Source organism: Streptococcus sp. TATVAM-FAB8, from assembly GCF_046592795.1.
GTDB lineage: Bacteria > Bacillota > Bacilli > Lactobacillales > Streptococcaceae > Streptococcus > Streptococcus ruminicola.
Genome location: NZ_JAWVPQ010000005.1, coordinates 58562 through 85210 on the forward strand (window position 1 = coordinate 58562; position 26649 = coordinate 85210).

Genomic DNA, 26649 nt, shown 5'->3' on the forward strand with positions numbered 1-26649 from the left:
GATTATTCTCCTTATACGATGTGTAATAAATGATGAAATTTTTCTTGCTTGGTTTGTAGATAAGCTTTATTTTCTTGGTGGGCTGGCATCTGTAAGGGCAAGCGTTCTACAATATCTATGCCTGCCATTTCTAGTTGCTCCAACTTGTCAGGATTATTGGTTAAGAGTTTAACCTGCTCGATATCTAAAAAGCTCAAAATATCCGCTGCAATCTGATAATCACGCTCATCGGGAGCAAAGCCAAGCTCAAGATTTGCCTCATAAGTGTCCAAACCTTCTTCTTGCAACTGATAAGCTTTCAGTTTATTTTTTAAACCGATACCTCGACCTTCTTGACGAAGGTACAAAATAGCTCCGCGCCCAACTTGGTCAATTTTTTCCATGGCAACATGCAACTGTTCTCCACAGTCACAACGCAAAGACCCAAAAATATCGCCAGTCAAACACTCTGAGTGCAAACGCAGTAAAAGCGGTTCATCTGTCGTCAAATCTCCCTTTGACAAGAGAACATGCTCGCGCTTTTCTTCATCTTCAAATAACTGAAGGTCAAAGTCACCATAACTTGATGGCAACTTTACCTTAGGACTATCTTGAAAGCTCACATAACGCGCAATATCACCCACTTCAATCATGGTCAAATTCCACTTGCTAGCAAAATCATGCAAATCAGCTTTACGAGCCATCGTGCCATCATCTTTTAAAATCTCACAAATATAAGCTGCTTCTCTCACACCAGCTAAACGTGCCAAATCAAGACTTGCTTCCGTGTGCCCACGACGTTCTAGAACGCCACCACTTCGTCCCACCAATGGAAACATGTGACCAGGTCTGTGAAAATCACTTGCTTTACTTGTTGACGACGCTAATTCTTGAATAGTCTTAGCGCGGTCAAAAGCTGAAATTCCTGTTGACGTTTCTTTGTGGTCTACGCTAATGGTAAAAGCTGTGCCATGTGCATCTGTATTTTCTTCTGACATTGGAATAAGTTCCAAACGATTAGCAATCTCCTCAGACACTGGTGCACAAATCAAGCCACGCGCATGCTTGGTCATAAAATTCACATTTTCTGGGCTTGCTAATTCTGCCAGGCCAACCAAGTCCCCTTCAGCTTCGCGGTCATCATCATCGACCACGATAATTAATTTTCCTGCTCTCAAATCAAAAAGAGCCTTTTCAACATCCTTAAACATTTATTCTCCTTTCATCCTTGCTACTTGTGCCTGCATGTATTTTGCTAAAATATCAGTCTCGATATTGACCTTGTCGCCTTTTTTAAGACTAGCCAAGTTGGTTTCTTTTGCCGTATGCGGAATCAAAGAAACGCTAAATTGTCCCGACTCAACAGACACCACCGTTAGACTAACCCCATTGACGGCAATTGACCCCTGTCCCACAATTTGCCCTTCAAGTTCTTTTAGAAAAGCAAAGCTGAGTACCAGAGCAGTTTCATCGCTCTTTTTCTGGACAAGAGTTGCCACACCATCTACGTGTCCCGTCACAAGGTGCCCTTCAAAACGAGCATTGGCTGACATGGCCAGTTCTAAATTAACCAAATCGCCCACACGACTTTCTGAAAAAATTGTCCGTCTAAAGGTTTCAGGCATGACATCAACAGTAAATAAATCTCCTGATTTAGCCACGCAGGTAAGGCATACTCCATTAATTGCCATACTGTCACCAATTTTATAGTCTGCTAAAATTTTTCGTGAAGCTTTGCAAGTTAACTTGATATGGTGTTGGTGTTTGACAATCCGACTGATACGACCTTGTTCTTGAATTAATCCTGTAAACATCACGTTCTCCTTTTCGCTGACAATCTGATTGTATTTCCAATTTTTTGACATGAAAAATCTTGCAACTCTAGCACTTCTTCTACCAAACGAAAACTTGACATTGCTGCTTTGCCATTTCCTCCGATAAGCTTAGGCGTCACATAAGAAATGATTTCATCCCAAAGTCCGCTATCTAAAAAAGCATCATGAACAGCCGCTCCGCCCTCGACATAAACTGATTGAATCTTTTCATCATAAAGTACCCGCAAGATATTTGCAATCGAGAACTCAGGCAAATCAATCACCTTCATATGACTAGGCAAATTTGATACCTTACGCTTGCTAAAAATGAGAACTGGAGCTGAATCATCTGTAAAAATCTGCAAATCTTGTCTCTCAAAAACACGACCAGCTTCATCCAAAATCACACGAACAATAGGATACAAGCTCGTTCCTGCCCCCAGTAAACGCGGGTTATCAATCAAGACCGTGTCAGCACCAACCAAAATAGCCTGGTAATCATCACGTTCATCATGAACAAAACGACTAGTCTCATCATCAGTCAAAGCTGTTCTGCTACCTAACACTGCGATTTTCCCATCTAAACTCACCGCCTGCTTCAAAACCACATAAGGACGCTGATGTTCGTAGTAAAAATTATAGTGAGGATTAAGACCTCTAGCCTCTTCTTCTAAAACACCAGTCACCACTTCGATGCCTTCTTCTTTCAAGAAAGCTAGCCCTTTCCCAGCCACCAAAGGATTGGGATCAAGTTGACCAACCACCACCTTTTTGATGCCAGCTGCTAGAATCGCTTGGGTGCAGGGGGGCTGTTTTCCCCTGTGATGGCAAGGTTCCAATGTTACATAAAGTGTTGAATCGACTAGTTCTTCAGGAGTTTGACAATGTAAAATAGCATTCTTTTCAGCATGTTCATGCCCATACTGCAAATGCGCACCGCGAGCAATCACATGATCATCTTTAACAATCACCGCACCAACTAAAGGATTGGTATAAGTTTGACGAAAACCTTTTTTAGCTTCTGCAATTGCCTGCGACATATAATAATTATCCATAATCGTCCTCCTTTCTAGACTAAAAAATCCCGATAAAAATCACTAAACTAGAATGGCCTAGCTAGTTATTTTCATCGGGATAACACTTAAGGTATTATCGAAAAATTCTGACAATACTATAAAGTTACTAAACTAAAATCCCCGCAGCTTACACCACGGGGAATTAAAGACAAGTAAAAAAGTATTCCAAAAAGCAAGAGCTTGCCTTTTGACACTCTATCAATTCTTCTCTCATCCAGACTATACTGTCGGTTCTGGAATTGCACCAGATCAGCTTGCGCTCACGGACTTAACTATCTCACTTGGATATCAAACCAAACAAAGTTGATTGATGATTTGCTTTTAGTTTAGACGACAGCCTCGCAGACATAACTGGTATTAGGCAAGAGGTGTCAACAATGAATAAAAAGCAAATAGCAATCAACGAGACAACATCACCGTCGGTCGGGAATCTCACCCTGCCCCGAAGAAAACTATTCAATTCTGTTTTAGATTAGCACGAATTAGAAGTGCTGTCAATCATTTTTATTATTTTCTGAAATATTTATTCACAAAACGAATGTTAGCAAGGTTGATATAGATATAAATTCCTGTCGTTACTACCAAACCTGAAGTAACATCGAGCGAACTCACGACTGCTAATACACACAAGATAGCATAAACAAATGGTAAATACTGATTAAGATTGAAAACAATCAAAAAAGCTTGCTCATAATTTGCTTGAAGTTCACCCTCATCGTAAGAATAGGCAAATTCTTTTACTTCTTTAATAGTCGGGAAAACTGAAATTTTGTAATGACGAATTTTTCGAGTTAATCTAAATATCGCTATTTGAAGTACAAATAAAAAAATAAAAAAGATAGCTTCTACAACATAGGTCGTTATCTTAAAGGCTAAACCATTATTAATTCTGTTATGAAAATCGCAAATACCAAGACATACTGAAAAGAGAATAAGCGCTACTGAGGCATTGTAAAAAGTCGATGCAAATTCTAAATTTTTAAATGTCTTACGATAAATCTCGTAACTTTCATCTTCATCAGCATCTTCGTCCATAGCCTCATAACGATTTTGATAATGATTTGCTTGGTACATAAACCATAATGTCACGAGAATTGACATAGCAGTCAGTATGTAGACAAAAGTCATAAAAATATCAAAATTAAACGTTAAAACCTTATCACCAAGACCAAGTCCCAAAGCACCAGTTACTCCTCCGACAAGAGCACTAACAGTAACAATTCCTAGATAAAATAAAACACGTTGTTTTGTTGTTAATTGTTTTGTCTTTTTCATTATTCTTCTCCCTCTTCATCAAGACTAAAAACATTTTCGACAGGTTCATTAAAAATTTTTGCAATGCGCAAAGCGATAATCACCGATGGCGTATACTCATTACGTTCCAAAAGACTAATCGTTTGTCTAGAAACTTTCGCCAATTTGGCTAACTGTGTCTGATTCAAACCATCACGCGCACGTAATTCTTTCAGACGATTTTTTAATACCAAATTTTCCTCCATTCTAGTAATTGATAAAAGATGTTTCTTTTTCAAAAAACGTCTTCTTAATAATTCATTTCTCCTAGGATTGGGAGTTTCTGATGTAAGATAAGCACCAAAGATGGCAAGAAAAATAAAAATCCAATCATTTTTAGAAGACATCTAATCTCCCCCCTTCGATGAATTGATTATAGCACTACCTTCTAAAAATGACAAGGATATTTGTCAAAAATACAAAGATAATTGTCAAAAAGAACATAATTTTTGTCAAAAAAAGACCCGGTTAATAAAACCGAGCCTTATTTCCTACAAACTTTCAATCATTTCTACCAGTTTTTTAGCATGTGCTTGAGATTTTGCAATCATTTCTTGGGTTTTGTCAGCGTCCTCACGCAGTGAATAAGACACACCATGTGTGACAACATGACCAACAAAGTTAAGCTGCGTCAATTTAGCTGTCAAACGAATTGGTGCTAAAAGGTCTTCAATCGTTGTACCAGATTCAGCGCTATATGCTGCTTCTCCTGCACCAGTCGTCAAAGATGCAATCAAGTATTTATCTTTCAAGGCATTGCCATTTGACCCGTGAGAAAAACCATGCACAAAAACTTTTTCAATCCATTTATTCATCAAAGATGGGGTCATGTACCAATAAAGCGGGTATTGGAAAACAATGACATCCGCCCAACGAAGCTTATCTTGCTCAGCAGCCACATCAATCTGATAATCAGGATACAAATTGCTCAAAATATCCAATTCAACTTCTGGGTAGAGCTTTTTAATTTCTTTTAAAATGGTTTTATTTGCCAAAGAATCATTTTTCAAATCAGGGTGTCCTGAAACAACAAGAACTTTTTTAGCCATTTTTTCACCTCTTCTATTATTAGAAAATTCTATACAATTGCACACAATTTGTCAACCTAAAAAAGCTGAGAACTTGGTCTCAGCCTCAAACAATTTTATGCAAAAACATCTGCCAAAATGGCTACACCTTGGTCGATTTCTTCTTTTGTCAAGGTTAATGGTGGCAAGAGACGAATGACATTGGTTCCTGCTGTCAACACAATCAAACCTTTGTCACGCGCTTTTTCAACCAAGTCCGCTAGGTTTTCACTGGTTTCAATCCCAATCATGTAGCCAAGACCGCGAACGTCAGTCACTTTAGGATTGTCAGCCAAAACTTTTTTCAGTTCCGTTTGCAAATAATTACCATTTTCAAGTGCTTGTGGTAAGAAACCGTCAGCCAGCATAATATCCAGTACGCTTGAGGCTGCTGACATGACTAATTTATTACCACCGAAAGTTGAACCGTGACTACCGTATGAAAAGGCTGAACCAAGTTTTTCTTTGGCAATCATGGCACCAACGGGAACACCATTTCCAAGACCTTTAGCCAAGGTGAAAATATCTGGTTCAATTCCATAATGCTCAAATGAGAAGAGCTTACCAGTACGTCCCATACCAGTTTGGACTTCATCAACAATCAGTAAAATTCCTGTTTCTTGACAGAATTGACTCAAAGCTGTCACAAAGGCTTTGTCAGCTGGACGAACACCTGATTCTCCTTGAACTAATTCTAACATGACAGCTGCCGTATCTTCCGTTACCAAAGCTTTAACGCTGTCCAAATCGTTGTAAGTAGCGTAGCTGAAATGTGGCACACCATCACCAAAACCAGTCTTGATTTTATCTTGACCAGTCGCTGACATGGAGCCAAAGGTACGACCGTGGAAAGAATTGACAAAGGTAATAATTTCTTGCTTACCAGTGGATTTACGAGCGATTTTAATGGCTGCTTCATTTGCTTCTGCACCGCTATTGGCAAAGAAAGCCAGGTAGTCTTTGTCACCGATTAATTTGCCAGCCACTTCTTCTTGCAAAGAATTATGATACAAGTTAGGCATATGCCAGATTTCTTCTGCTTGTTTTAGAAGAGCTGCCTTAACTTGTGGGTGAAAACCAAGGTTGGTTACCCCAATTCCTGTTGAGAAATCAAGGTATTTTTTACCATCTTGATCAAACAGATAATTTCCTTGCGCCTTAACAAATTCAATAGCTGCGCGTTTATAATTTTGAAATAACTTTGTCATTACTTGCTCCCCTTATCCCTAGCAGATGATTGAAGTTCCTGTTACAAGATTGTCGCCAATCAATACTTCACCAACACCTGCTAAAACAGTGTTCACTGCTGACTCAATTTTTGGAATCATACCACCAGTGATAATGCCTTGATCGATCTTTTCTTGAAATTCTTTCGAAGTCAGGCTATCAAGCACTTCACCATTTTCCAAAACACCTTTCACATCTGTCATCAAAACCAATTTTTCAGCATTCAAGGCAATCGCAACCGCTGTTGCTAAATAATCAGCGTTGATGTTGAGCATATCGCCTTCTTTTGAATAACCAATTGAAGCAAGTACTGGCAACATTTGATTATCAAGCATTTGCTCCAAAATCGGTGTCTGAATATGTGAGACATCACCAACGTAACCATAAGTTTCCTTATCAAGAAAATCAGCTGTCACCACTCTTTTGATATTTGATAGCAACTGAATACTATCAATAGATGATTGGTTTAGTTTTTTAGTCAAATTTTCACCAACCATGTGAAGAAGAGCATAGCTGACCAACTTCATATCAGATTGACTAGTTACACGAAGCCCATTGATTTTTTTAACTGGTACTTGGTTATCTTCCATTAATTTATTAATAGCATAGCCGCCACCATGCACAATGACCAAATTTTTATGGGCATCTTTCCATTTTTTGACTTGTGCTAAAAAGTCTTGCGACAAGTTTTGGCTAGCAACGCCACCAATTTTAATCACAATTGTATCTTTCATAGTCTTATCCCTTTATGTACGATAGAGGGCATTGATTTTCACGTAATCGTATGACAAATCACAACCCCAAGCTTTTCCTTGTGCTTCACCCGCATGTAAATCAACAGTGATAGTAATCTCATCTTCGTGCATAACATCTTGCATTTCTTCTGCTTCAAAGTCAACGGGACTTGATTTTAGCATGACTGGAACATCGCCAAGGAAAATATCAATATTATCAACAGGAACATCAACCCCTGCGTAACCAACTGCTGCTAGAATACGTCCCCAGTTAGGGTCTTCACCAAAAATAGCCGTCTTCACAAGGCTTGAACCCACAACACTTTTAGCCATCATACGAGCATCAAGGGCATTTGGAGCATTTTTAACATTTACTTCAATGAGTTTGCTTGCCCCTTCACCATCTTTAGCAATCATTTTAGCTAATTCTTGCATGACATAATTAAGCATGGCTGAGAATTTATCAAATTCAGGTGTATTTGGCAAAATTTCTTCGTTCAAAGTACAACCATTTGACATGACAAGAACCATATCGTTTGTTGACGTATCGCCATCAACGGTGATTTGGTTGAAGGTTGTTTCAACATTTTGGCTAAGCGCTAACTGCAAAGTTTCACTTGAAATATTGGCATCACAAGTGATAAAAGCAAGCATGGTTGCCATATTTGGGTGAATCATGCCTGACCCTTTTGCGACACCTGCCATAGTTACTTCATCACGTCCAAATTTTTCTGTGACTGCAACTGTTTTAACCATAGTATCTGTTGTCAAAATAGCTTTTGAAAAATCATCTGAATTCCCATTCACCACAAGTTTAGAAAGACCAGTTTTTAAAGTATCCATTGGCAACAAATCACCAATCACACCAGTTGAAGCGACACCGACCAAATCAGGTTCTACACCAAGTTTTTCTGCTGTCCATTTTTGCATTGTATAAGCATCTTCCATTCCTTGCACACCTGTACAAGAGTTGGCAACGCCTGAGTTTACCACGATGGCTTTCATTTTTTGTGCTTTTTTAACAGACTGACGTGTCACAATTAGTGGCGCTGCAATAACTTTATTTGTCGTATAAACCCCAGCAACGCTAGCTGGCACTTCAGATACAATCCAACCAAAATCAAGTTTTCTTTTCTTAAACCCTGCATGTAATCCATCTGCTGAAAATCCAAGTGGGCTTGCTACATTACCTTCAATAACTTTCATATTTCATACCCTTTCTAGACTATAAATAATTTGGTGAAATCAATAATCCTTCTGTTTCATCCCAACCATTCATCAAGTTGAGGTTCTGGACAGCCTGCCCAGCCGCTCCTTTAATCAAATTATCAATGACAGATACTACTGTCAGTACATTAGTCACTTCATTGTAAAGAAAACCAATGTCTGTAAAGTTTGAGCCAATAACATTGTGCAATTCTGGTAAATCATCTTGCACACGAACAAAAGGCGTATCTTTGTAAGAATCTTCATAGATAGCAAAAAGATTTGCGTTTGTTAGTGGCTTTTTCAACTTAACATAAACCGTTGACATGATACCGCGATTAACTGGCAAAAGCGATGTTGAAAATTGAATGTGATTAACCTTGTCATCGAACAACTTCAACTCTTGCACAATTTCTGGAATGTGCTGGTGACGATTCAACTTGTAAGTCACGTAATTATCATGCACATTAACAAAATGACTTGATTCAGAAAGTGCCTTACCAGCACCTGTCAAACCACTTTTGGCATCCACAATAATAGAATCTTCTTCAACCACACCAGCTTTTAGCAAAGGTATCAAAGCTAATTCTGTTGCTGTCGCGTAGCAACCAGGGTTTGAAATGAATTTTTTACCTTTAACATCTGTAAACTCAGCCAAAGAATATGTAAATTTATTCAACGCTTCATCACTTGCCGGTGTTTTTTTATACCATTTTTCATAAAGATAGGCTGGCAAGCGATGGTCCCCTGACAAATCTATCACTGGAAAATCAGCTTCCACAAAAGGCTGTGCTAACTTACTTGCGACCCCACTTGGTGTTGCAAAGAATACCAAGTCTGATTTTGCCATGATTTTCTCGGCATCAAATTCTTCGATAACCAAGTCACAGACACCAACTAAGTAAGGGTATAAGTCTGATAATCGTCGACCGATTTCCTTAGTTGCATGAATCGAAGCAATCGTTACTTTTTTATGATTATTCAATAATTTAACTAATTCTAGACCACTGTATCCAGTGATACCAACAATCGACACTCTCATAATATACACTCCTTGAATAAATATGTATTCAATTTTATAGTATATTTATTCATAAGTCAAGTATTTTTTGCATAAAATATTAAAAAAGCACGAATTTTCATTCGTACTTTCATTATTTTTCAAACAATCCCAGCTGACTAATTCTTTCAACTGCTTCTTCAAGGCGTTTTGGTTCAACTAGGAGTCCGATTCTGACGTAGCCATCTCCTGCTTGTCCGAAACCTTTTCCCGGTGCGACTGCGACGTGAGCTTCGTTTAAGAGTAAATCAGCGAAGCTTTCACTGTTATAACCTTCTGGCACCGGCATCCAAGCATAAAACGAACCTTTTGACTCAAAGGCGTGCCAGCCTATTTTAGCAGCAGCTTTGACAAAAGCGTGGCGTCGCTCGTCATATTTGTGATTTAGCTCTGCGATTGCTACTTTCGCACGTTTATCTAAAAGGGCAACCGCGCCAGCGTCTTGGATTGCCGGAAAAATACTAACAAAGAGGTGATCTTGTAGGAGATTAAGAGCTTCAATCATCTCAGCATTTCCTGCAGCAAATGCCAAACGCCAACCTGCCATGTTAAAAGTTTTCGAAAATGTGTAAAGTTCAATACCTACTTCTTTTGCTCCAGGTGTTGATAAAAAACTTGGATTTTGGTAACCGTCTGCTCCCAAAGCCCCATAAGCAAAGTCGCTAACAACACCGACCTCGTATTTTTTCGCCCAAGCGACCAGTTCTTCATAAAATTCAGTCGTCGCCACAGCTCCGGTAGGATTGTTAGGGTAATTGATGTAGATAAATTTAGCACGCTTTGCCACTTCTTCAGGAATGGCTGACAAATCTGGCAAAAAGTTATTTTCTTCTTTTAAAGGAAAGGTTTCATATTCAATTTTTCCTAGCGCTACACTTGATAAATAGTCTGGATAGCCTGGGTCAGGCAAAAGTAAGAGCTCACCTGGATTCATCAAGGCCAAGGGAAACTCAACCAGACCAATCTTTGCACCACCAAGGACACAAATTTCCTTCTCACTATCAAGTTCCACCTGATAATTATCCTTATAAAACTGACTAGCTGCTTCTTTAAAATTAGCATTGCCTCGAAATTGTGAATATTTATGGGATCCTGGATTCTTAGCAGCTTCAATCAAAGCATCAACAATATAATCGTATGTCGGCTGATCAGGATTTCCTTGACCAAGATTAATCACATCATAACCTTCAGCCAGTTTTGCATTGACCTTAGCAACAAGACTAGCAAAAAATTGTTTTGGTAATGTTTGTAAAATATCTGATTGTGAAAACATCCTAACTCCCCCATTAATGATACAACTCTGGTTTTCGGTCAGCAAAAACAGGAATATGCCCACGAACTTTTTCAACCTCTGATAAGTCAATATCTACCGAAAAAACACCTTCTTGATTATCTGGCGCTTGCAAAATAACATTTCCTAGCGGGTCAATAACCAATGAATGCCCAGAAAAATCGTCCAACGCTCCTTGACCAACACGGTTAACAGCCACTACAAAAGCTTGATTTTCAACTGCACGCGCACGAAGTAAAATCTCCCATTGTTCGACACGCTCTTTCGGCCACTCAGCTACGACAAATAAAACCTTGGCTCCGCTTGACATCAAGGTTCTCACCCATTCTGGAAAACGGATATCATAGCAAATAACACTAGCTGCTTTTACACCGTCTAGTTCAAAAAGATTCTCATTTTTGCCAGCCTGCAAAAAACGATCTTCTCCCATCAAGCCAAAAAGATGAACCTTATCATAATCAGCAATCACCTGACCAGATCGGTTAAAAACATAAGTTGTGTTAAAAAAACCAGTTTCTTTTTTCGTTGCCACAGAACCCGCTACCAGATTAACCTGGTGATCCTTCGCAAACTTTCTAAGCAAGTTTTTAGTTTCTTGACCATTCTCATCAGCAAGCTCTGCTATTTGCTCCAAAGCATAACCTGTATTCCACATTTCTGGCAAGACAATCACATCAGGCTCATCAAGCGCTGCTTTTTCTAACCAAGCTAAGACATTCTCAATGTTTTTCTTCGGCTCAGCTTCGTAAATAGCCATCTGAATTAGTGAAACTTTCATGATTTCCTCGATTCTATCTTTTGTTGAAAATTTTCTGAAATCTTAGTGACTATTATAGCAGTCTCCCTTCTCCTCGTAAAATAGTTATTTTAAATAGATTTGATAGTTAAAAACTATAACCCCAAAAAAGCCCACCATCAGGTGAGCTTTGAATACTTTATACTAAAAACTGTTTTTCAGCTTGAACTAAAACTGATTTTTGTTCACTATATGATGATAACACCTCTTGAAAAGCGATTTTTTTCTCACTTATATCTTCACTATTTTCTAAATAAAAACATGATAGATATTGCAGACGTTTTTGGCTAATCTTATCTAATTTCTCCAAGTTGACTTTAGCAAATAAGTCACTAGACACCCTCTTATACACTAATGCTTCTAAACTTACTAGAAGGCTATAGTAATAATTTCGATTAAACTGATTACTTGGCTTTATCTCTGTCAATCTTTGATAACTATTTCTAATCTGCAACATTTCTCCTTGCAATAACCAAGCATAAATCAGATACAATAAAAAAGTATTTATCATATAGTCAGGAATATTTTTGTTTTCTAAAGTGCTACAAACTTTTGAAACTTCATCAAAGGTCGTAACGCTATAATCTTGCAATAATTGATTAGATACTCTTTGATATAAAAGAAATAAGTTATCTTTCATTAACAATTTATATGCCTTAAAACCATCGTTGCATAAGCCAGAAAAGTTTATTGGAGCTGCCGTTGCTATAAATAATAATAGGCTAGAATATCCAAATACTTTCAAAAATTCCAACTGTGAAAACAAGACAAATGAACCAAGTAAACTAACTAATGGACCTCCAACTAGTAACTTTAACATTGATTTTTCTGGATAATTTGTAACCTTGTAGCGATAAATACCACCATAATACATCCAGTTATCATTAAATCTCACACGAAATCCATTTTCAAAATCAAATTTGATAAAGCCAACAATAAGATGCTGTGGTTTTACGCCATTAATATAACCAACTGCAAAATGACCAAATTCATGAAATAAAATAGCCAACATAATACTAATATAACTTAAGATAAATGTTTCTCGTACTGATGGAAATATTATCATCAACAAAAGTAAGAATAAAAATGTTACACAAACTGGCGAATATAATTTTCTCATATATCTCCCTTTTATTCCTGAATATCTCTGGAATTCCTAAATGATATTACCATTTTATCATAAGATTTTTTAACCATAGCAAAAAAGCCCACCGTTTGGTGAGCTTTCATTTTATTTTCTTTCTTGCAAGGTTTTAATCAGGCTACTGAGTAGGCTTGCTTCTGCAAAGAGAATGACAATAAGTACCCAGTTTACCTTTCCTTGGATGCTATTGACAATAAGTACTCCAGCAAGGCTTATGATTGTTACACTGATTAAGGCAATGGCGAGTTTTAGAAAGATATTTTTTGATTTCATCTTAAAGATTTTCTGCTACTGCTGCAAGAAGGTCAGCGATTTTAGCAGCATCTGAACCACCGGCCATAGCCATGTCTGGTTTACCACCACCACGACCTGATACGATTGGTGCCAAAGCTTTAATCAAGTTACCAGCGTGAACATCTTTTGATTTGCTTGCTACAAGAACATTGACTTTTTCGCCAATAGCTGCTGCCAATACAAGAACGTCAGAGTAATCTTTTTGTTTCCAGTTGTCAGCAAATGTACGAAGGGCACCTGCATCAGAAACAGTTACTTGGCTAGCGATAAAGCGAAGACCGTTTGCTTCTTTAACATCTTTGAAGACGTCACCAGCTTGTGCTGCTGCTGCTTTTTCTTTCAATTCAGCATTTTCTTTTTGCAATTTGTGCAATTGTTCTTGCAAGCTTACTACTTTCTTAGTAACTTCTTTCAATTGAGGCACTTTAAGAGTTTCAGCAATTGCTTTAAGGTCTTCTTCTTCTTGACGGTATGCTTCAAAGGCTTCTTTACCAGTTACAGCAAGGATACGACGAGTTCCTGAACCGATACCTTCTTCTTTGACAATCTTGAAGATTCCAATTTCTGCTGTATTTGAAACGTGTGTACCACCACAAAGTTCGATTGAGTAGTCGCCAATTGTTACGACACGTACGTTTTTACCGTATTTTTCACCGAACAAGGCCATAGCACCCATTGATTTAGCTGTATCAATGTCAGTTTCAACAGTCTTAACTGGGATAGCATTCCAGATTTGTTGGTTAACTTCTTCTTCGATTTGACGCAATTCATCAGCAGTTACTGCTTCAAAGTGAGTGAAGTCAAAGCGCAAGAATCCTTCTTCGTTAAGAGAACCAGCTTGAGTAGCGTGTTCACCGATAACGTGGTGAAGTGCAGCGTGAAGCAAGTGAGTAGCTGTGTGGTTTTTGATAACACTGTGACGACGTTTGCTGTCGATTTCAAGTGTGTATGTTGTACCAACTGACAAGCTTGCAAGTACTTCAACTGTGTGAAGAGCTTGACCATTTGGTGCTTTTTGAACATCAATCACACGAGCAACGATATCGCCTTTATCGTTTTTGATAACACCGTGGTCAGCTACTTGACCACCCATTTCAGCGTAGAATGGTGTTTTAGCGAAAACAAGTAAAGCTTGACCTTCTGAAACAGCTTCAGTACGTTCGTTATCAGCGATAATAACTGACAATGTAGATTCAAGAACTTCTTCTTCATAGCTAAAGACTGATTCTTCAGTGATGCTTGACAATGTTTCGTTTTGCATACCCATTGAACCACCTTTAACAACACTTGCACGAGCACGTTCTTGTTGTTCTTTCATAGCAGCTTCAAAGCCAGCGTGGTCAATCTTGAATCCTTTATCTTCAGCCAATTCTTCAGTCAATTCAACTGGGAATCCGTATGTATCATACAATTTGAAGATGTCTTTACCTTCAACAGTGTCTTTACCAGCTGCTTTCAAATCAGCCAATAATTGGTCAAGCATGTTTGAACCAGCATCGATTGTACGAGCAAATGTTTCTTCTTCGCGGCGTACGATTTTTTCGATAAATTCGCGCTTTTCAAGAACTTCTGGGTAGTATGATTCCATGATTTTACCAACTGTTGGAACCAATTTATACAAGAATGTTTCGTTGATGCCAAGGCGACGGCCGTGCATAACTGCGCGACGAAGCAAACGACGAAGCACATAACCACGACCTTCGTTACCAGGAAGAGCACCATCACCGATAGCAAATGAAAGTGAGCGAATGTGGTCAGCGATAACTTTAAAGCTCATGTTGTCGCCATCTGGATCATAAGTTTTACCAGATAATTTTTCGATTTCACGAATGATTGGCATGAAGAGGTCAGTTTCAAAGTTTGTTTTAGCCCCTTGCATAACCGCAACCAAACGTTCCAAACCAGCACCCGTATCAATGTTTTTGTGTGGTAATTCTTTGTATTCTGAACGTGGAACAGCTGGATCAGCGTTGAATTGTGACAACACGATGTTCCAAATTTCGATATAACGGTCGTTTTCAATGTCTTCAGCAAGAAGTTTGATACCAACGTGGTCTGGGTCAAAGTCTTCTCCACGGTCAAAGAAGATTTCAGTATCTGGTCCTGAAGGTCCAGCACCAATTTCCCAGAAGTTGTCTTCGATTGGAATCAAGTGACTTGGTTCAACACCAAGTGAAATCCAACGGTTGTAAGTATCTTTATCATCTGGGTAGTAAGTCATGTAAAGTTTGTCTTTAGGGAAGTCAAACCATTCTGGGCTTGTCAACAATTCGAATCCCCAAGTAATAGCTTCATCACGGAAGTAATCACCAACAGAGAAGTTACCCAACATTTCAAACATTGTGTGGTGACGAGCTGTTTTACCAACGTTTTCAATATCGTTTGTACGGATAGCTTTTTGAGCATTTGTGATACGTGGGTTTTCTGGAATTACTGATCCGTCAAAATATTTTTTAAGTGTGGCAACACCTGAGTTAATCCACAACAAAGTTGGGTCATTTACAGGGACCAAGTTTGCAGAAGGTTCAACAGAGTGACCTTTTGATTTCCAGAAGTCTAACCACATTTGGCGCACTTGCGCACTAGTCAATTGTTTCATTACATCTTTCCTTTTCTTCTTACTAAGCGATTTTAACGCTTGCCATAGATTGAAATCATCTTTTGCTCTCGTTCAAAGGAGAAAAAAACGACAAGTCCATCTCACAGAGGGTGACGTTAGCCACGGTACCACCTCTTTTCAATGAACCTGTCATTCTTCATTTATCTTTTAAATTGTTTTTCTTATATTTGACCTTAGTAATCAAAATTACCAAACTAAAAATCAGAAAACATGAGTAGCACATTTTTAACTTCATCCATGGCTCGCAGCAACCGCCACTTTTCTGAATCTGAATGTTTAAAAACGATTCTCAATCTTTTTAATTGTACTGTATTTTATGCGTCTGGTCAAGTAGCTTATTCAGCTGAATCTGTAGAACTTGATTCTGCTGTTGAAGAGTCTTCAGTTGAACTAGCTTCTGAAGAACTTGCTTGGCTTGTTGAAGCTTTTGAAGATGATGAAGATGTGCTTGTAGCATATTGTGAAAGGATGCTTGCAAAGCTACGATCTTTAATTTTCACATTAGCTTTATCAAGTGCTTTACCGATAACTTGGTTTTGGAAGTTTGTATCATTTTGGTATTTAGCCATAATGATTTTCTTCAAACGTTTTTTATAAGTTTTCCAATCAGCATTTTTTTCTGTTTTCTTAGTTGTTTTAACGATGTAGTAAGTGTATGAATATGTAGATGAGTTCATCACTTTGATTACATCTGATACTGAACCTTCGTCTTGTTTGAATGCTGCATTCATAACATCTGTTGGAAGTTTTGTATCTGCAGAATCAAATGTGTATTCAGTTTTCTTAGCTGTTGTGTTATCTTTAGCAATTTTATCGAAATCAGCACCTTCTGCTGTCGCTTGATCATGAACTGAGTTAGCTTTGTCTTCATCAGTCAATGCAATAACTGTAGCTGTTGTATCAGGATTGTAATCTTTGTAAGCTTCTTTGTAGTTTTTAGTTGTCAATTTATCTTTGGCAGCTTCTTTAACAGCATATTCTACAAGCATTGATGTACGGATTTGTTGTTTGTAAGTGTCAGTTGTCAAACCAGCTGCTTGAAGAGCGCTTGAGAATGATGAACCATATGATGAAGCTGTTGTGTTATAAGCTTTAGTGACATCTTTATCAGAAACTTTATCACCATATTGGTCTTCAAAGACACGTGACAAAATCAAGTTCAACATTGTTTGTTGAGATGATGATGTGCTTTTAGCTGCACTGTAGAAGTCTGATACTGTAATTGTGTTACCTTTCATTGTAACAAGAGCTTTAGTTTCAGAATTGTTGTTTGTAGCAAGGTAAGTTACACCAGCACCGATAAGAGCTGACGCTACGGCAATAGAAACACCTTTAAAAGCCTTGCTTTGGATCATTTTTGAAAATCCTGATTTTTCTTTGTTAGCCATTGATATTAAACTCCTTAATTTGTCTTTAACTCCATTAGTATACCACAATAACTTAAATGTTGCTTAATTTTACAGTTCTACGTCTTCTGCATTTTTACGGAGCATTAGTAGTCCGTCGCTAAGTGGCAAAAGGCTTGCTGTCAGATTTGGATTGTCAAGCGTTGAGTCGAAGAGTCGTTGAAGTCCACGGTAAATGGTACGTTGTCCACGGCGTACTTCTTCGATTGGTTTGACAATGTCGCCACCTTGGAAAACATCATCAAAAATCACGACACCTCCAACTTTCAAGTGTTTCAAAACTTCTGGCAAAAAGACAATGTATTTTGATTTTGCAGAATCCATGAAGACAAAGTCATACTCACCTTCAAGGGTTGAAAGAGTATCAACGGCATCGCCTTCAACTAATGTGATTTGCTTGCGAGTGTCGTATTTTGCAAAGTTTTCCTTAGCAAAAGCAATCATTTCTGGATTACGATCGAGTGTTGTAATCTTAGCTTCTGGTGCATTTTCTGCCATCAAAAGCGCTGAAAAACCAATCGCTGTCCCAATTTCCAAGATATTCTTAGGCTGCAAAGTTTGCAACAAGAAACGGAAATAAGCTACTACTTCGTGCTGGATAATCGGGATATTTTCTTGATGTGCAAAAGCCTCTAATTCCGCTAAAAAGCCATCATTTTGCTTTTGACGTGTTCGCATATAACGCACGACACCCTCTTTGACAACAGGACGTCGCATATTGTGATTTGCTGTTTTTGAATATGATTTAACCATAACTCTTATTATATAGCAAAATAAAGCCGATGTGAATAGGCAGCATTTTATTTTACTGCTTAAGAAGGGTAACAATATCTGACAAATCAGCAATCTTTTGATTCATTTTTGATGATGGTTGTCCAAGATTAATAGACTTAATACTAGCATTCTCTGCAGCTTCAACATCAATTCGACGGTCACCAACATAAAAAGTGTCTGCTTTGTCTAAGGCATATTTTTTAATAAGATAATTAATAGCCTCTGGTTCTGGTTTACGAGCAAAACCGTTTGCCGAAGTCACTACTTCTGTGAAATACTGACGCACCCCAAGTCTCTCTAAAACATCATTGGCTGTAATTCCTTTATGCGTATAGACAAAATGAGTCATGCCCATTTGTTTTGTCTGTTTAAGCACCTCTGCCAAATGTGGCATTGGTTTTATCATGTGGTCACGCGCTTCCTGCTCTTTTTTAAAGAAGGCTGATAGTTCAGGAAAATCTATCTCTTCCTTCTCTGCGACCTGATAAAGCAAAGCTTTGACGGATTCTTTAATGATAAAATCCATGACCCATTCTTCATTAAAGTCTAGGTCATAATGTGCGTAGGTGACTTTCAAAGCTTCACCAATTGCCTCATATGAGTCCACCAAAGTTCCATCAAAATCCCAAATCAAAGTTGTCAATCTATTTCTCCAATCTAATCCAATAACGTGCTAGACGATGCCCATCTTCTAGGTCAATAATATTTTCCAAAATACCACCAGCTTTTTCAATGGTTCTACGACTGGCAATATTGTCCTCACGCGCTGTGATAAGCACAGGATTGATGCCACGTTTGGCATATTGCTCAAGAGCAAAGCTGAGAAGCCTGGTCATGATACCTTGTCGTCTAAATTCTGGTAAGGTTTGATAGCCGATATGTCCACCAATCGTCGCAAGATTACCCTTTTCCAGCTGCCATCGACAAGATATACGCGCAGCAATTTTTCCATTCACAAAGGCATAATAGGTAGTCATCGTTGAATAATCAGGATTAGTAGCTTGTATTTCTTGCGCTCTGCTATTTTCCACAAAGGTTTTAAAATCACCAATCTCACGTGTCGTAATAAAGGGGTTATCGTCATTTTCCAAAGCTGTTTGATAAGCTCGGTAAGCCGCTTCATCATTAACATCTAGTCTCCTAATTTCCATACTAGCACCTCCAAAATTTTTTCCATTATAACATAAAAAACGAGGCTGGAATATCCAACCTCATAAAGCATTTTAAAGGTGTGCTCCTTTTTCAACCAAAGCTTCCAATTCATTTAGACGGTCTTCAAAAATCTTGAAGGCTGCATCCAAATAATCACTACTTGTCATATCCACACCTGCTTTAGCAATGACATTTAGCGGATAATCAGAATTTCCTGCTTTAAGATAATCAAGATATCGATCAATATCAGCCTGAGTACCGTGAACCACTTTATCAGCTAGATAACTTGCTGCTGCAAAACCTGTTGCGTATTGATAGACATAATAATTGTAGTAGAAATGCGGAATACGTGCCCATTCGTATTGAATTTCTGGATTGTCTTCCTTGCTAAGACCATAATATTTTTCATTTAGGTCTGCATAAAGATTGTTAAGGTATTCGCTTGTCAATACTTCACCAGCTTGATCTGCTTTATGAATCATATCTTCAAACTCTGCAAACTGTGCTTGACGGAAGATTGTTCCTTTGAAACCATCCAAGAAATGATTCAAAATCGCAAAACGATCCTTGTCATCATCTACTTCTTTTAGAAGTGTTTCTGTCAAAATATTTTCATTAGTTGTTGAAGCAATCTCAGCTAAGAAAATACTGTAATCACCGTACACATATGGTTGGTTTTCACGTGTAAATGTTGAATGAAGACTGTGACCTGTTTCGTGTACCAAAGTAAACAGATTATCAAGGGTATCTTGCCAGTTCAAAAGCATAAAGGCATTAGTATCGTAAGCCCCACCAGAATAAGCTCCTGAGCGTTTTCCTTTATTGACATGAACATCAATCCAACGTTCTGTGAAAGCACGATGAACACGCTCAGAATAATCTTTACCAAAGACAGCCAAAACTTCTTCTGCTTTTTTCAAAGCTTCTTCATAAGTGAAGCTCATATCCATTTCAGACAATGGTGTATGGATATCATACATTTTCAAATCATCTAATTTAAGAACTTTTTTACGAAGTTCTACATAACGATGAAGCAATGGCAAGTGGGCATTCACGCGGTCAATCAATGTATCATAAACTGCTTCTGGAATGAAGTTAGCAGAAAGTGCTGCCTCACGTGCTGACTTGAAGTGGTGAACACGCGCATCGTAGTTATGAACCTTAACATTTGTCTGCAATGTCTTAGCGTAAGTATGCTGGAATTGTTCGTAAGTGGCATACATCGCTTCATAAGCTGCTTTTCGGACGTCGCGATTTTTTGATTCCAAAAGACTAATGAAATTACCATGTGTTAGTTGCACTTCATTGCCTTCATCATCTAAAACCACTGGGAAAACAATGTCGGCATTATCTAGAATTTCAAAAGTTTCACCAGCAGCACCAAAGATTTCATGTGCACCAGCTAAGAGCTCCTCTTCTTTTTGTGACAAGACGTGTGCTTGGCGTTTGAAAAGTTGTTCAAAGAAATGCGCATAAGCTGATAACGCTGGCGTTTCAGCAACAAATGCCGCAAAATCTTCAGCTGATAATTGCATCAATTCTGGTTCGTAAAAAGCAAAGACTTCGCTGTATTTAGCGTAAAGGGCTGTCGCTTTTGCTTGGTATTCTTGGTATTTTGCCACTGTAGTATCTTGGTCGTTTTTCATTGACGCATAAACATAAACTTTTTCCAAACGACGTGACAAAGCAAGATAATGCTCCGTAATTGCTAATAAATCCTTGCTTGATTCTGTCAAGTGACTTTTGTATTTTTTGGCATCTTCTAAGTCAGCATCTAACTTAGCTAATTCAGCCTCCCATGTTTCATCTGTCGCAAAAACAGTGCTCAAATCCCATTTGTATTTTTCATCAATATGACTACGATTATCTGACATTATGTTCTCCTTTTCTTGATATTATTAACCATTCTACCATAATAAGCTGGTGGGTAAAGTTTTTGAACACCTTTTTCACTTTGATTTTGATAATAACACCTGAAGGTCTCATAAAAGTCTGATAAGTCTTGTGAAATTTGACAAAAACCAGCCTTAGTTTCTGGGGGCCTAACTTGCGGAAAAAAAGCTGACAAAGGCAGTGTGAGAAGATTTTTCCCTTGCAAATAAGCCTTTTCTTGGCGCTTTAACCAAAAAGTATTTCGAGAAGATAGTTGTCTTTGAATGTAGCTTAATAGATTTGAATCTTGTTTAACCTCATAAGTTGAGAGTTTTTGTTTTTGATAAGGAAGTCTGAAAAATGCCATTAAGTTTCCTGAGAACGAGCAGTTTTTTGTCAAATAATGCACTTTACCATGCCAATCTTCATAAATTAAATAATGTAGTCGAACAAGCCTTTTCTTAGCATCTAACTCCCACAGATGAAATCCCATATTCTGCGAAAAGTAAAGAAAGTGTCGCTGTAGCGGCGTTAAACGCTTGCCAAGCCATAGTTTTTCTCCCAAAAGCCATAAAACATTAAAGCCAGCCTTGTGATAAGAAGCCGTGCGTTCTCTGAGACGCTTTTCTGATAATCTGGAGCACTGAACTTCCAGAGCAAGGTTATCATTGACCAAAATATCTGCAACCTGATGCAGCTCTGGCAAAACAGCCTCAACGACCACTTTTTCACTTTGCGAAAGCGACTGATAAAGTCCTGCTTTTAACTGCAAATGTTCATCACTTTCATTTTCACTATAAAAGTCACAATTTTCCAGTGACACATGCGCAAAATGCGGACGCATAATCTGACCATGTCTCAGTCGAACTGGTGAATGACAGGCTGGACAAGTAAAAGCTTGTTTTTTAGGAATCTCATCTAACAAGGAGACCAAACGACCTTTTTCATCAAGAGCAGACAGCATATTAAACCTCCTACTTTTTTATTCGAAAAAAATCCTGAAAAACCACCGGATTAATCCAAATAATTTTTCAAGATTTCTTTTTCTTTCGTATTCAATTCTCGGTATTGTCCCCTTGGCAAGTCACCAAGTTCAAAGGCACCAAAAGTCATTCGTTTGAGGTAAATGACCTTGACCCCATAAGCCAAAAACATTTTCTTAACTTGATGAAATTTTCCTTCTGCAATCGAGATATAAGCGGAGCTTTTTTCAGAACTTGCCTCGATAATCTCAAGATTAGCAGGTTTACAAACCGTTCCGTCATCAAAGGTCACACCATTTTTAAAAAATACTGACGCATCAGCTGCTAAAAGACCATTTACTTCGACATAGTAAGTCTTTGTAACGTGATATTTTGGATGCAACATGCGAAACCCCAAAGGACCATTATTGGTAATTAAAAGTAGCCCTTCCGTGTCGCGGTCTAAACGCCCAACTGGATAGAGTCTTGGCACTCGGTCTGCTTCAACAATCAAATCAATGACCGTTTGATGTTCTTTATCAGACACCGCAGAAACCACACCAGCTGGTTTATTTAAAATGAAATATTTTTCAGTCGACAGCTCTACTCGTTTTCCCGAAACAGTTATCTCTTGCAGACTTGGCTCAACATTCAAATTATCAGCCTCAGCTAAGCGACCATCAACATAAACCTGACGACTTCTGATGAGCTTTTTGACTTGATTTCGAGAGCCAAATCCCGCTTGTCCTAATAATTTATCTAAACGCATGCTCCTATTTTACCATGTTCTGAAGCAATTTTTTAGTCTAATTCGCTCGCTGCTGCTTCATCCACAATCACCACAAGATTTGGGTGATTGTGAAGAACGCTTGCTGGCAAATCTTCGCTGATTGGACCATTAATCATTTGATTAATAGCGTCTGCTTTGTCCTTGCCATAAGCCATTAAAACAACCATTTTTGATTGCATGATTGAGTGAATTCCCATTGAAATAGCTTGTTTTGGCACTTCTTCCATGCTGTCAAAGAAACGACTATTTGCCTCAATCGTATCTTCAGCCAAATCGACGATATGAGTCGTCATATCAAATGATGTGCCAGGTTCATTGAAACCAATATGACCATTTCGACCAATCCCCAAAATTTGAAAATCAATTGGGTGCTCAGCTATCACTTGATTGTAACGGCGAGCTTCTGCTTGTAAGTCAGTCGCCAAACCATTTGGTAAAAAACTTTTTTTGAAAGGTTTATATTGGAAAAGATTTTCCTTCATAAAATGATGATAACTTTGTGCGTTATCTGCAGCCAAACCAACATATTCATCAAGATTAATGCTTGTCATTTCTGAAAAATCAAGGTCACTATTTGCAATTTCTTTATAGAAACTAAGAGGTGTGCTACCTGTTGCAAGCCCTAATGTTTTAGCACCATTTTCCAAAGCTCCTTTTAACAAAGCAAATGCTGCTTTACCACCTTCAATTTGATCATTAACACGAATTACTCTCATCTTATTTCCCCATTCTTGTTTTTTGGTATATACCATTTATCTAAAATTATTATATGGTATATACCAATTATTGTCAAGGAAAATATTTCGAGAAATAAAAAAGCCTGAGAATTAATCTCAGACATCATTTTTCTATCTTGTTCCTGCAATCTGTCCTAGGAAATCTCCGACATAGTAGGCAAACAGCGCAGCAATTAAGCCAATCAGTAGCGTTCTAAAAATTTCTTTGAATTTGCTTTTCTTTGTTATCAAAGCTTTGACAAATCCAAGTAAGGTTAGCGCTAGCGATACTAAAATACAAGCCATCATAAAAGTATGGACTTTGAAAATGCTAAAAACATTAATCAAAAGGTAAGACAAAAGAGGAATCAAGCCAAAAAATATGAATGAAAGGAAAGTTGCCCCAGCATTCTTAACTGCCTTACCTTTTACAACTGATTCTTCTGTCGTTGAACTCAAATAATCTCCGACCGCCATTGAAAAGCCATCAGCCAGAAGATTTGAAAAGCCAAGAATAACAATCGGTGTGATTCCTAAGTTACCACCGACAGCTCCTGCAACAACCGCAAATGTCGTCACAATCCCGTCCATGCCACCATAGACGATTGATTTTGCGTAGTCTCCAAATTTTTCTTTCATCTTTTTTCATCACTTTCCATTAATTTTTAAGCGTTTTCTTTGTTGTTTTCATTATACCATCTCTTTAGAATTGTTACAATTAAAACAAGACCAGATGACGGAAAATGCTTATCGTGTTATAATGATTAGTTGAGAATATAATATTAAGGAAACATGTTAGATTATGCATACCGACGATTTTGATTTTAATTTACCAGAGGAGTTAATTGCCCAAACACCTCTTGAAAAACGAGATAGTTCTAAACTTTTAGTCATTGACCACAAAACACACGAGATGGTTGATGCACACTTCGACCACATTCTTGATGAGCTAAATCCTGGTGACGCTCTTGTCATGAACAACACACGCGTTCTTCCAGCTCGTCTTTACGGTGAAAAACCAGACACACACGGTCACGTTGAATTGCTTCTTTTGAAAAATACTGAAGGCGACCAATGGGAAGTTTTGGCAAAACCAGCTAAACGCTTGCGCGTGGGAGCAAAAGTATCATTTGGTGATGGTCGCTTGACTGCCACAGTTGTAGAAGAATTGGACCACGGTGGACGTATCGTTGAATTCGACTACGATGGTATCTTCCTTGAAGTTTTGGAAAGCCTTGGTGAAATGCCATTGCCACCATACATTCACGAAAAATTGGATGACCCAGACCGTTACCAAACTGTCTACGCTAAAGAAAACGGCTCTGCTGCTGCTCCAACTGCTGGACTCCACTTCACCAAAGAATTGCTTGAACAAATCGAAGCAAAAGGTGTAAAACTTGTCTACGTGACACTTCACGTTGGACTTGGAACATTCCGTCCAGTTTCTGTTGACAATGTCGAAGAACACGAAATGCACTCTGAATTCTACCGCTTATCTGAAGAAGCTGCTCAAACCCTTCGCGACGTAAAAGCTGCTGGTGGACGTGTTGTTGCAGTTGGAACAACATCAATTCGTACCCTTGAAACCATCGGTTCAAAATTCAACGGTGAAATCAAAGCTGACAGTGGTTGGACAAATATCTTCATCAAACCAGGTTACGACTTTAAAGTGGTTGATGCCTTTTCAACAAACTTCCACTTGCCAAAATCAACACTTGTGATGTTGGTATCAGCTTTTGCAGGACGTGAATTCGTCCTAGAAGCTTACCAACACGCCATCGATGAACGCTACCGCTTCTTTAGCTTTGGCGATGCCATGTTTGTTAAATAACAAAATTACTTAAAAAGAACTTCGAAAAAATTCGAAGTTCTTTTTTCATTATTAATCAGCCATGTTGGTGTAAACATCTTGAACGTCATCGTCGTCTTCGAGTTTATCAACCAATGTTTCCAAAATGTCTGCTTGTTCTGCATCAAGGCTAACGTAGTTTTGTGGAATCATGCTAAGTTGAGCTTGCGCGAATTCAAGATTTTGTGCTTGCAAAGCTTCTTTAACAGCTGGAAATTCTTTTGGTTCAGTGAAGATTTCAAAGGCATCATCTGATGTTTTCAAATCTTCTGCCCCAGCATCCAAAATCAACTCAAGCATGCTGTCTTCGTCCAAGTCCAAATTTTCACGGTCAATGACAATATAACCTTTACGGTCAAACATGTAAGCAACAGATCCTGTTGAGCCCATATTACCACCATTACGAGTGAAAATGGTATGCATGTTAGCATCTGTACGTTTTTTGTTGTCAGTTAAGGTGTGAACTAGGATGGCAACCCCGCCTGGTCCATATCCTTCATAAGTAATTTCATCGTAGTTAGTTGTATCACCAACATCTGTTGCTTTCTTAATGGCGCGATTGATGTTATCTTTTGGCATATTAGCCGCACGCGCTTTATCCAAAACCATACGAAGACTGGCGTTCATTGATGGATCACCACCACCAGCTTTAGCAGCTACAAAAATTTCACGTGACAATTTGTTGAAAATCGCACCGCGTTTAGCGTCTGCTTCACCTTTTTTATTTTTAATTTTGCTCCATTTATTATGTCCTGACATGCAAAATTCCTCCCTATTCCCTGATATTATATCATATTTAGACGTAAAAAGAGGATAGACATCCGCCTATCCTCTAGATTAGAGAGTGCTATGATAATAATAATTAATCAGCAATTGCTGCTTGATACAATTCAGCAACTTTCGCCCAATTGATAATATCAAAGAATGCTTTGATGTAATTTGGACGAACGTTACGATATTTGAGATAGTAAGCATGTTCCCAAACATCAAGAGCAAGAATTGGTTTCTTACCTTCTGAAAGTGGAGTATCTTGGTTAGCAGTTGAGGTTACTTCAAGTTTACCATCTTTGTTAACGACAAGCCAAGCCCAACCTGAACCAAAGCGAGTTGTTGCTGCTTGCGTGAAAGCTGTTTTGAAATCTTCAAATGAGCCAAATGCTTCTTCAATCGCAGCTAAAACATCTGCTGTCGGTTCTTGTTTTTCTGGAGAAAGGAATTCCCAGAAAAGTGAGTGGTTAAGAGCACCACCACCATTGTTAATAACCGCTTGACGGATATCAGCTGGAATGCTATTAACATCTGACAATAATGCTTCCAAGTCTTCTCCGATTTCTGGGTGTTTTTCAAGAGCAGCATTTGCATTTGCTACGTAAGTAGCGTGATGTTTGTCATGATGCAATGTCATTGTTTCTGCATCGATGTATGGTTCAAGTGCATCGTATGCGTATGGTAGTTCCGGTAAAATAATAGCCATGCTAGTTACCTTCTTTCTTTTCGTTATTTCTTATCATCATTTTATAAGAATCA

General features: G+C 38.3%; 27 protein-coding genes and 1 riboswitch. Of the genes, 1 reads left to right on the plus strand and 26 read right to left on the minus strand.

Annotated features, from left to right (window positions below; translation table 11 throughout):
• Window positions 1-11: 11 nt before the first annotated feature.
• The 24 genes from ribA to SFC32_RS04535 all read right to left on the minus strand — a co-directional run bounded on the left by ribA (window position 12) and on the right by SFC32_RS04535 (window position 23912).
• Entirely contained in the window at window positions 12-1190 is a 1179-nt protein-coding gene (ribA, locus tag SFC32_RS04420) for a GTP cyclohydrolase II (RefSeq protein WP_411049421.1), read from the minus strand.
• Window positions 1191-1793, minus strand: coding sequence for a riboflavin synthase (locus tag SFC32_RS04425; RefSeq protein ID WP_411049420.1), 603 nt, complete (start codon window positions 1791-1793; stop codon window positions 1191-1193).
• Entirely contained in the window at window positions 1793-2848 is a 1056-nt protein-coding gene (gene ribD / locus SFC32_RS04430; protein ID WP_411049419.1) for a bifunctional diaminohydroxyphosphoribosylaminopyrimidine deaminase/5-amino-6-(5-phosphoribosylamino)uracil reductase RibD, read from the minus strand. The genes SFC32_RS04425 and ribD overlap by 1 nt, the downstream gene beginning before the upstream one ends.
• A 219-nt stretch (window positions 2849-3067) precedes the next feature.
• Window positions 3068-3323, minus strand: a riboswitch (FMN riboswitch).
• A gap of 53 nt (window positions 3324-3376) precedes the next feature.
• Window positions 3377-4144, minus strand: coding sequence for a DUF3169 family protein (locus SFC32_RS04435; RefSeq protein WP_411049418.1), 768 nt, complete (start codon window positions 4142-4144; stop codon window positions 3377-3379).
• Window positions 4144-4509 carry a helix-turn-helix transcriptional regulator gene (locus SFC32_RS04440; protein ID WP_411049416.1) on the minus strand — a complete coding sequence of 122 codons (366 nt, stop codon included), beginning with the start codon at window positions 4507-4509 and terminating at the stop codon, window positions 4144-4146. The genes SFC32_RS04435 and SFC32_RS04440 overlap by 1 nt, the downstream gene beginning before the upstream one ends.
• Before the next feature lie 144 nt (window positions 4510-4653).
• On the minus strand, window positions 4654-5211 hold the full coding sequence (locus SFC32_RS04445; RefSeq protein WP_074563344.1) for an NAD(P)H-dependent oxidoreductase: 558 nt from the start codon (window positions 5209-5211) through the stop codon (window positions 4654-4656).
• Between the two features lie 95 nt (window positions 5212-5306).
• Window positions 5307-6437, minus strand: coding sequence for an acetylornithine transaminase (locus tag SFC32_RS04450; protein WP_074563343.1), 1131 nt, complete (start codon window positions 6435-6437; stop codon window positions 5307-5309).
• A gap of 18 nt (window positions 6438-6455) precedes the next feature.
• Window positions 6456-7190 (minus strand): acetylglutamate kinase, encoded by a 735-nt coding sequence (gene argB / locus SFC32_RS04455; RefSeq protein ID WP_074559612.1) that lies wholly within the window; start codon window positions 7188-7190, stop codon window positions 6456-6458.
• A gap of 12 nt (window positions 7191-7202) precedes the next feature.
• Window positions 7203-8396, minus strand: a complete 1194-nt coding sequence (gene argJ / locus SFC32_RS04460; RefSeq protein ID WP_074601509.1) for a bifunctional ornithine acetyltransferase/N-acetylglutamate synthase — start codon at window positions 8394-8396, stop codon at window positions 7203-7205.
• Window positions 8397-8415: 19 nt separating this feature from the next.
• Window positions 8416-9438, minus strand: a complete 1023-nt coding sequence (gene argC, locus SFC32_RS04465; protein ID WP_074601506.1) for an N-acetyl-gamma-glutamyl-phosphate reductase — start codon at window positions 9436-9438, stop codon at window positions 8416-8418.
• Between the two features lie 112 nt (window positions 9439-9550).
• A complete protein-coding gene (locus SFC32_RS04470) occupies window positions 9551-10729 on the minus strand; it encodes a pyridoxal phosphate-dependent aminotransferase (protein ID WP_411049414.1) in 1179 nt (392 codons plus the stop codon).
• A gap of 13 nt (window positions 10730-10742) precedes the next feature.
• Window positions 10743-11525 (minus strand): carbon-nitrogen family hydrolase, encoded by a 783-nt coding sequence (locus SFC32_RS04475; RefSeq protein ID WP_411049413.1) that lies wholly within the window; start codon window positions 11523-11525, stop codon window positions 10743-10745.
• Between the two features lie 157 nt (window positions 11526-11682).
• The gene (locus tag SFC32_RS04480) at window positions 11683-12555 is read right to left on the minus strand and encodes a site-2 protease family protein (RefSeq protein ID WP_411216630.1); all 873 of its coding nucleotides are present in this window, start codon (window positions 12553-12555) and stop codon (window positions 11683-11685) included.
• Window positions 12556-12774: 219 nt separating this feature from the next.
• A complete protein-coding gene (locus SFC32_RS04485; protein ID WP_411049411.1) occupies window positions 12775-12960 on the minus strand; it encodes a peptidase in 186 nt (61 codons plus the stop codon).
• Window position 12961: 1 nt separating this feature from the next.
• Entirely contained in the window at window positions 12962-15580 is a 2619-nt protein-coding gene (gene alaS, locus SFC32_RS04490; protein ID WP_411049410.1) for an alanine--tRNA ligase, read from the minus strand.
• 356 nt (window positions 15581-15936) lie between these two features.
• Window positions 15937-16989, minus strand: a complete 1053-nt coding sequence (locus SFC32_RS04495; protein WP_411049409.1) for a peptidyl-prolyl cis-trans isomerase — start codon at window positions 16987-16989, stop codon at window positions 15937-15939.
• Window positions 16990-17058: 69 nt separating this feature from the next.
• Window positions 17059-17760 carry an O-methyltransferase gene (locus SFC32_RS04500; RefSeq protein ID WP_039697204.1) on the minus strand — a complete coding sequence of 234 codons (702 nt, stop codon included), beginning with the start codon at window positions 17758-17760 and terminating at the stop codon, window positions 17059-17061.
• Between the two features lie 52 nt (window positions 17761-17812).
• Window positions 17813-18424, minus strand: coding sequence for an HAD-IA family hydrolase (locus SFC32_RS04505; protein WP_074869171.1), 612 nt, complete (start codon window positions 18422-18424; stop codon window positions 17813-17815).
• A gap of 1 nt (window position 18425) precedes the next feature.
• Window positions 18426-18932 carry a GNAT family N-acetyltransferase gene (locus SFC32_RS04510; RefSeq protein WP_411049408.1) on the minus strand — a complete coding sequence of 169 codons (507 nt, stop codon included), beginning with the start codon at window positions 18930-18932 and terminating at the stop codon, window positions 18426-18428.
• Window positions 18933-19004: 72 nt separating this feature from the next.
• Complete coding sequence (gene pepF / locus SFC32_RS04515) at window positions 19005-20807, minus strand: oligoendopeptidase F (protein WP_411049407.1); 1803 nt, start codon at window positions 20805-20807, stop codon at window positions 19005-19007.
• Window positions 20807-21769 (minus strand): competence protein CoiA, encoded by a 963-nt coding sequence (locus SFC32_RS04520; protein WP_411049406.1) that lies wholly within the window; start codon window positions 21767-21769, stop codon window positions 20807-20809. The genes pepF and SFC32_RS04520 overlap by 1 nt, the downstream gene beginning before the upstream one ends.
• A 50-nt stretch (window positions 21770-21819) precedes the next feature.
• Window positions 21820-22536 carry a pseudouridine synthase gene (locus tag SFC32_RS04525; protein ID WP_411049405.1) on the minus strand — a complete coding sequence of 239 codons (717 nt, stop codon included), beginning with the start codon at window positions 22534-22536 and terminating at the stop codon, window positions 21820-21822.
• A 32-nt stretch (window positions 22537-22568) separates the two neighbouring features.
• Entirely contained in the window at window positions 22569-23273 is a 705-nt protein-coding gene (nagB, locus tag SFC32_RS04530; RefSeq protein WP_411049404.1) for a glucosamine-6-phosphate deaminase, read from the minus strand.
• A gap of 132 nt (window positions 23274-23405) precedes the next feature.
• Window positions 23406-23912 (minus strand): VIT1/CCC1 transporter family protein, encoded by a 507-nt coding sequence (locus tag SFC32_RS04535; protein ID WP_074564744.1) that lies wholly within the window; start codon window positions 23910-23912, stop codon window positions 23406-23408.
• A 163-nt stretch (window positions 23913-24075) separates the two neighbouring features.
• Between SFC32_RS04535 and queA the strand changes: the two genes are divergently transcribed.
• Window positions 24076-25104, plus strand: a complete 1029-nt coding sequence (gene queA / locus SFC32_RS04540; RefSeq protein WP_411049403.1) for a tRNA preQ1(34) S-adenosylmethionine ribosyltransferase-isomerase QueA — start codon at window positions 24076-24078, stop codon at window positions 25102-25104.
• Window positions 25105-25155: 51 nt separating this feature from the next.
• Here queA and SFC32_RS04545 read toward each other — a convergent pair whose 3' ends face one another.
• Both SFC32_RS04545 and sodA read right to left on the minus strand, forming a co-directional pair.
• Window positions 25156-25881, minus strand: coding sequence for a YebC/PmpR family DNA-binding transcriptional regulator (locus SFC32_RS04545; RefSeq protein WP_024344280.1), 726 nt, complete (start codon window positions 25879-25881; stop codon window positions 25156-25158).
• 103 nt (window positions 25882-25984) lie between these two features.
• The gene (gene sodA, locus SFC32_RS04550) at window positions 25985-26596 is read right to left on the minus strand and encodes a superoxide dismutase SodA (protein WP_411049402.1); all 612 of its coding nucleotides are present in this window, start codon (window positions 26594-26596) and stop codon (window positions 25985-25987) included.
• Window positions 26597-26649: the final 53 nt, after the last annotated feature.

Bases quoted from the DNA above. Each gene is read 5' to 3' on its own strand.
- ribA (WP_411049421.1), bottom strand. From the start codon at position 1,190: ATGTTTAAGGATGTTGAAAAGGCTCTTTTTGATTTGAGAGCAGGAAAA.
- SFC32_RS04425 (WP_411049420.1), bottom strand. From the start codon at position 1,793: ATGTTTACAGGATTAATTCAAGAACAAGGTCGTATCAGTCGGATTGTC.
- ribD (WP_411049419.1), bottom strand. From the start codon at position 2,848: ATGGATAATTATTATATGTCGCAGGCAATTGCAGAAGCTAAAAAAGGT.
- SFC32_RS04435 (WP_411049418.1), bottom strand. From the start codon at position 4,144: ATGAAAAAGACAAAACAATTAACAACAAAACAACGTGTTTTATTTTAT.
- SFC32_RS04440 (WP_411049416.1), bottom strand. From the start codon at position 4,509: ATGTCTTCTAAAAATGATTGGATTTTTATTTTTCTTGCCATCTTTGGT.
- SFC32_RS04445 (WP_074563344.1), bottom strand. From the start codon at position 5,211: ATGGCTAAAAAAGTTCTTGTTGTTTCAGGACACCCTGATTTGAAAAAT.
- SFC32_RS04450 (WP_074563343.1), bottom strand. From the start codon at position 6,437: ATGACAAAGTTATTTCAAAATTATAAACGCGCAGCTATTGAATTTGTT.
- argB (WP_074559612.1), bottom strand. From the start codon at position 7,190: ATGAAAGATACAATTGTGATTAAAATTGGTGGCGTTGCTAGCCAAAAC.
- argJ (WP_074601509.1), bottom strand. From the start codon at position 8,396: ATGAAAGTTATTGAAGGTAATGTAGCAAGCCCACTTGGATTTTCAGCA.
- argC (WP_074601506.1), bottom strand. From the start codon at position 9,438: ATGAGAGTGTCGATTGTTGGTATCACTGGATACAGTGGTCTAGAATTA.
- SFC32_RS04470 (WP_411049414.1), bottom strand. From the start codon at position 10,729: ATGTTTTCACAATCAGATATTTTACAAACATTACCAAAACAATTTTTT.
- SFC32_RS04475 (WP_411049413.1), bottom strand. From the start codon at position 11,525: ATGAAAGTTTCACTAATTCAGATGGCTATTTACGAAGCTGAGCCGAAG.
- SFC32_RS04480 (WP_411216630.1), bottom strand. From the start codon at position 12,555: ATGTTGGCTATTTTATTTCATGAATTTGGTCATTTTGCAGTTGGTTAT.
- SFC32_RS04485 (WP_411049411.1), bottom strand. From the start codon at position 12,960: ATGAAATCAAAAAATATCTTTCTAAAACTCGCCATTGCCTTAATCAGT.
- alaS (WP_411049410.1), bottom strand. From the start codon at position 15,580: ATGAAACAATTGACTAGTGCGCAAGTGCGCCAAATGTGGTTAGACTTC.
- SFC32_RS04495 (WP_411049409.1), bottom strand. From the start codon at position 16,989: ATGGCTAACAAAGAAAAATCAGGATTTTCAAAAATGATCCAAAGCAAG.
- SFC32_RS04500 (WP_039697204.1), bottom strand. From the start codon at position 17,760: ATGGTTAAATCATATTCAAAAACAGCAAATCACAATATGCGACGTCCT.
- SFC32_RS04510 (WP_411049408.1), bottom strand. From the start codon at position 18,932: ATGGAAATTAGGAGACTAGATGTTAATGATGAAGCGGCTTACCGAGCT.
- pepF (WP_411049407.1), bottom strand. From the start codon at position 20,807: ATGTCAGATAATCGTAGTCATATTGATGAAAAATACAAATGGGATTTG.
- SFC32_RS04520 (WP_411049406.1), bottom strand. From the start codon at position 21,769: ATGCTGTCTGCTCTTGATGAAAAAGGTCGTTTGGTCTCCTTGTTAGAT.
- SFC32_RS04525 (WP_411049405.1), bottom strand. From the start codon at position 22,536: ATGCGTTTAGATAAATTATTAGGACAAGCGGGATTTGGCTCTCGAAAT.
- nagB (WP_411049404.1), bottom strand. From the start codon at position 23,273: ATGAGAGTAATTCGTGTTAATGATCAAATTGAAGGTGGTAAAGCAGCA.
- SFC32_RS04535 (WP_074564744.1), bottom strand. From the start codon at position 23,912: ATGAAAGAAAAATTTGGAGACTACGCAAAATCAATCGTCTATGGTGGC.
- queA (WP_411049403.1), top strand. From the start codon at position 24,076: ATGCATACCGACGATTTTGATTTTAATTTACCAGAGGAGTTAATTGCC.
- SFC32_RS04545 (WP_024344280.1), bottom strand. From the start codon at position 25,881: ATGTCAGGACATAATAAATGGAGCAAAATTAAAAATAAAAAAGGTGAA.
- sodA (WP_411049402.1), bottom strand. From the start codon at position 26,596: ATGGCTATTATTTTACCGGAACTACCATACGCATACGATGCACTTGAA.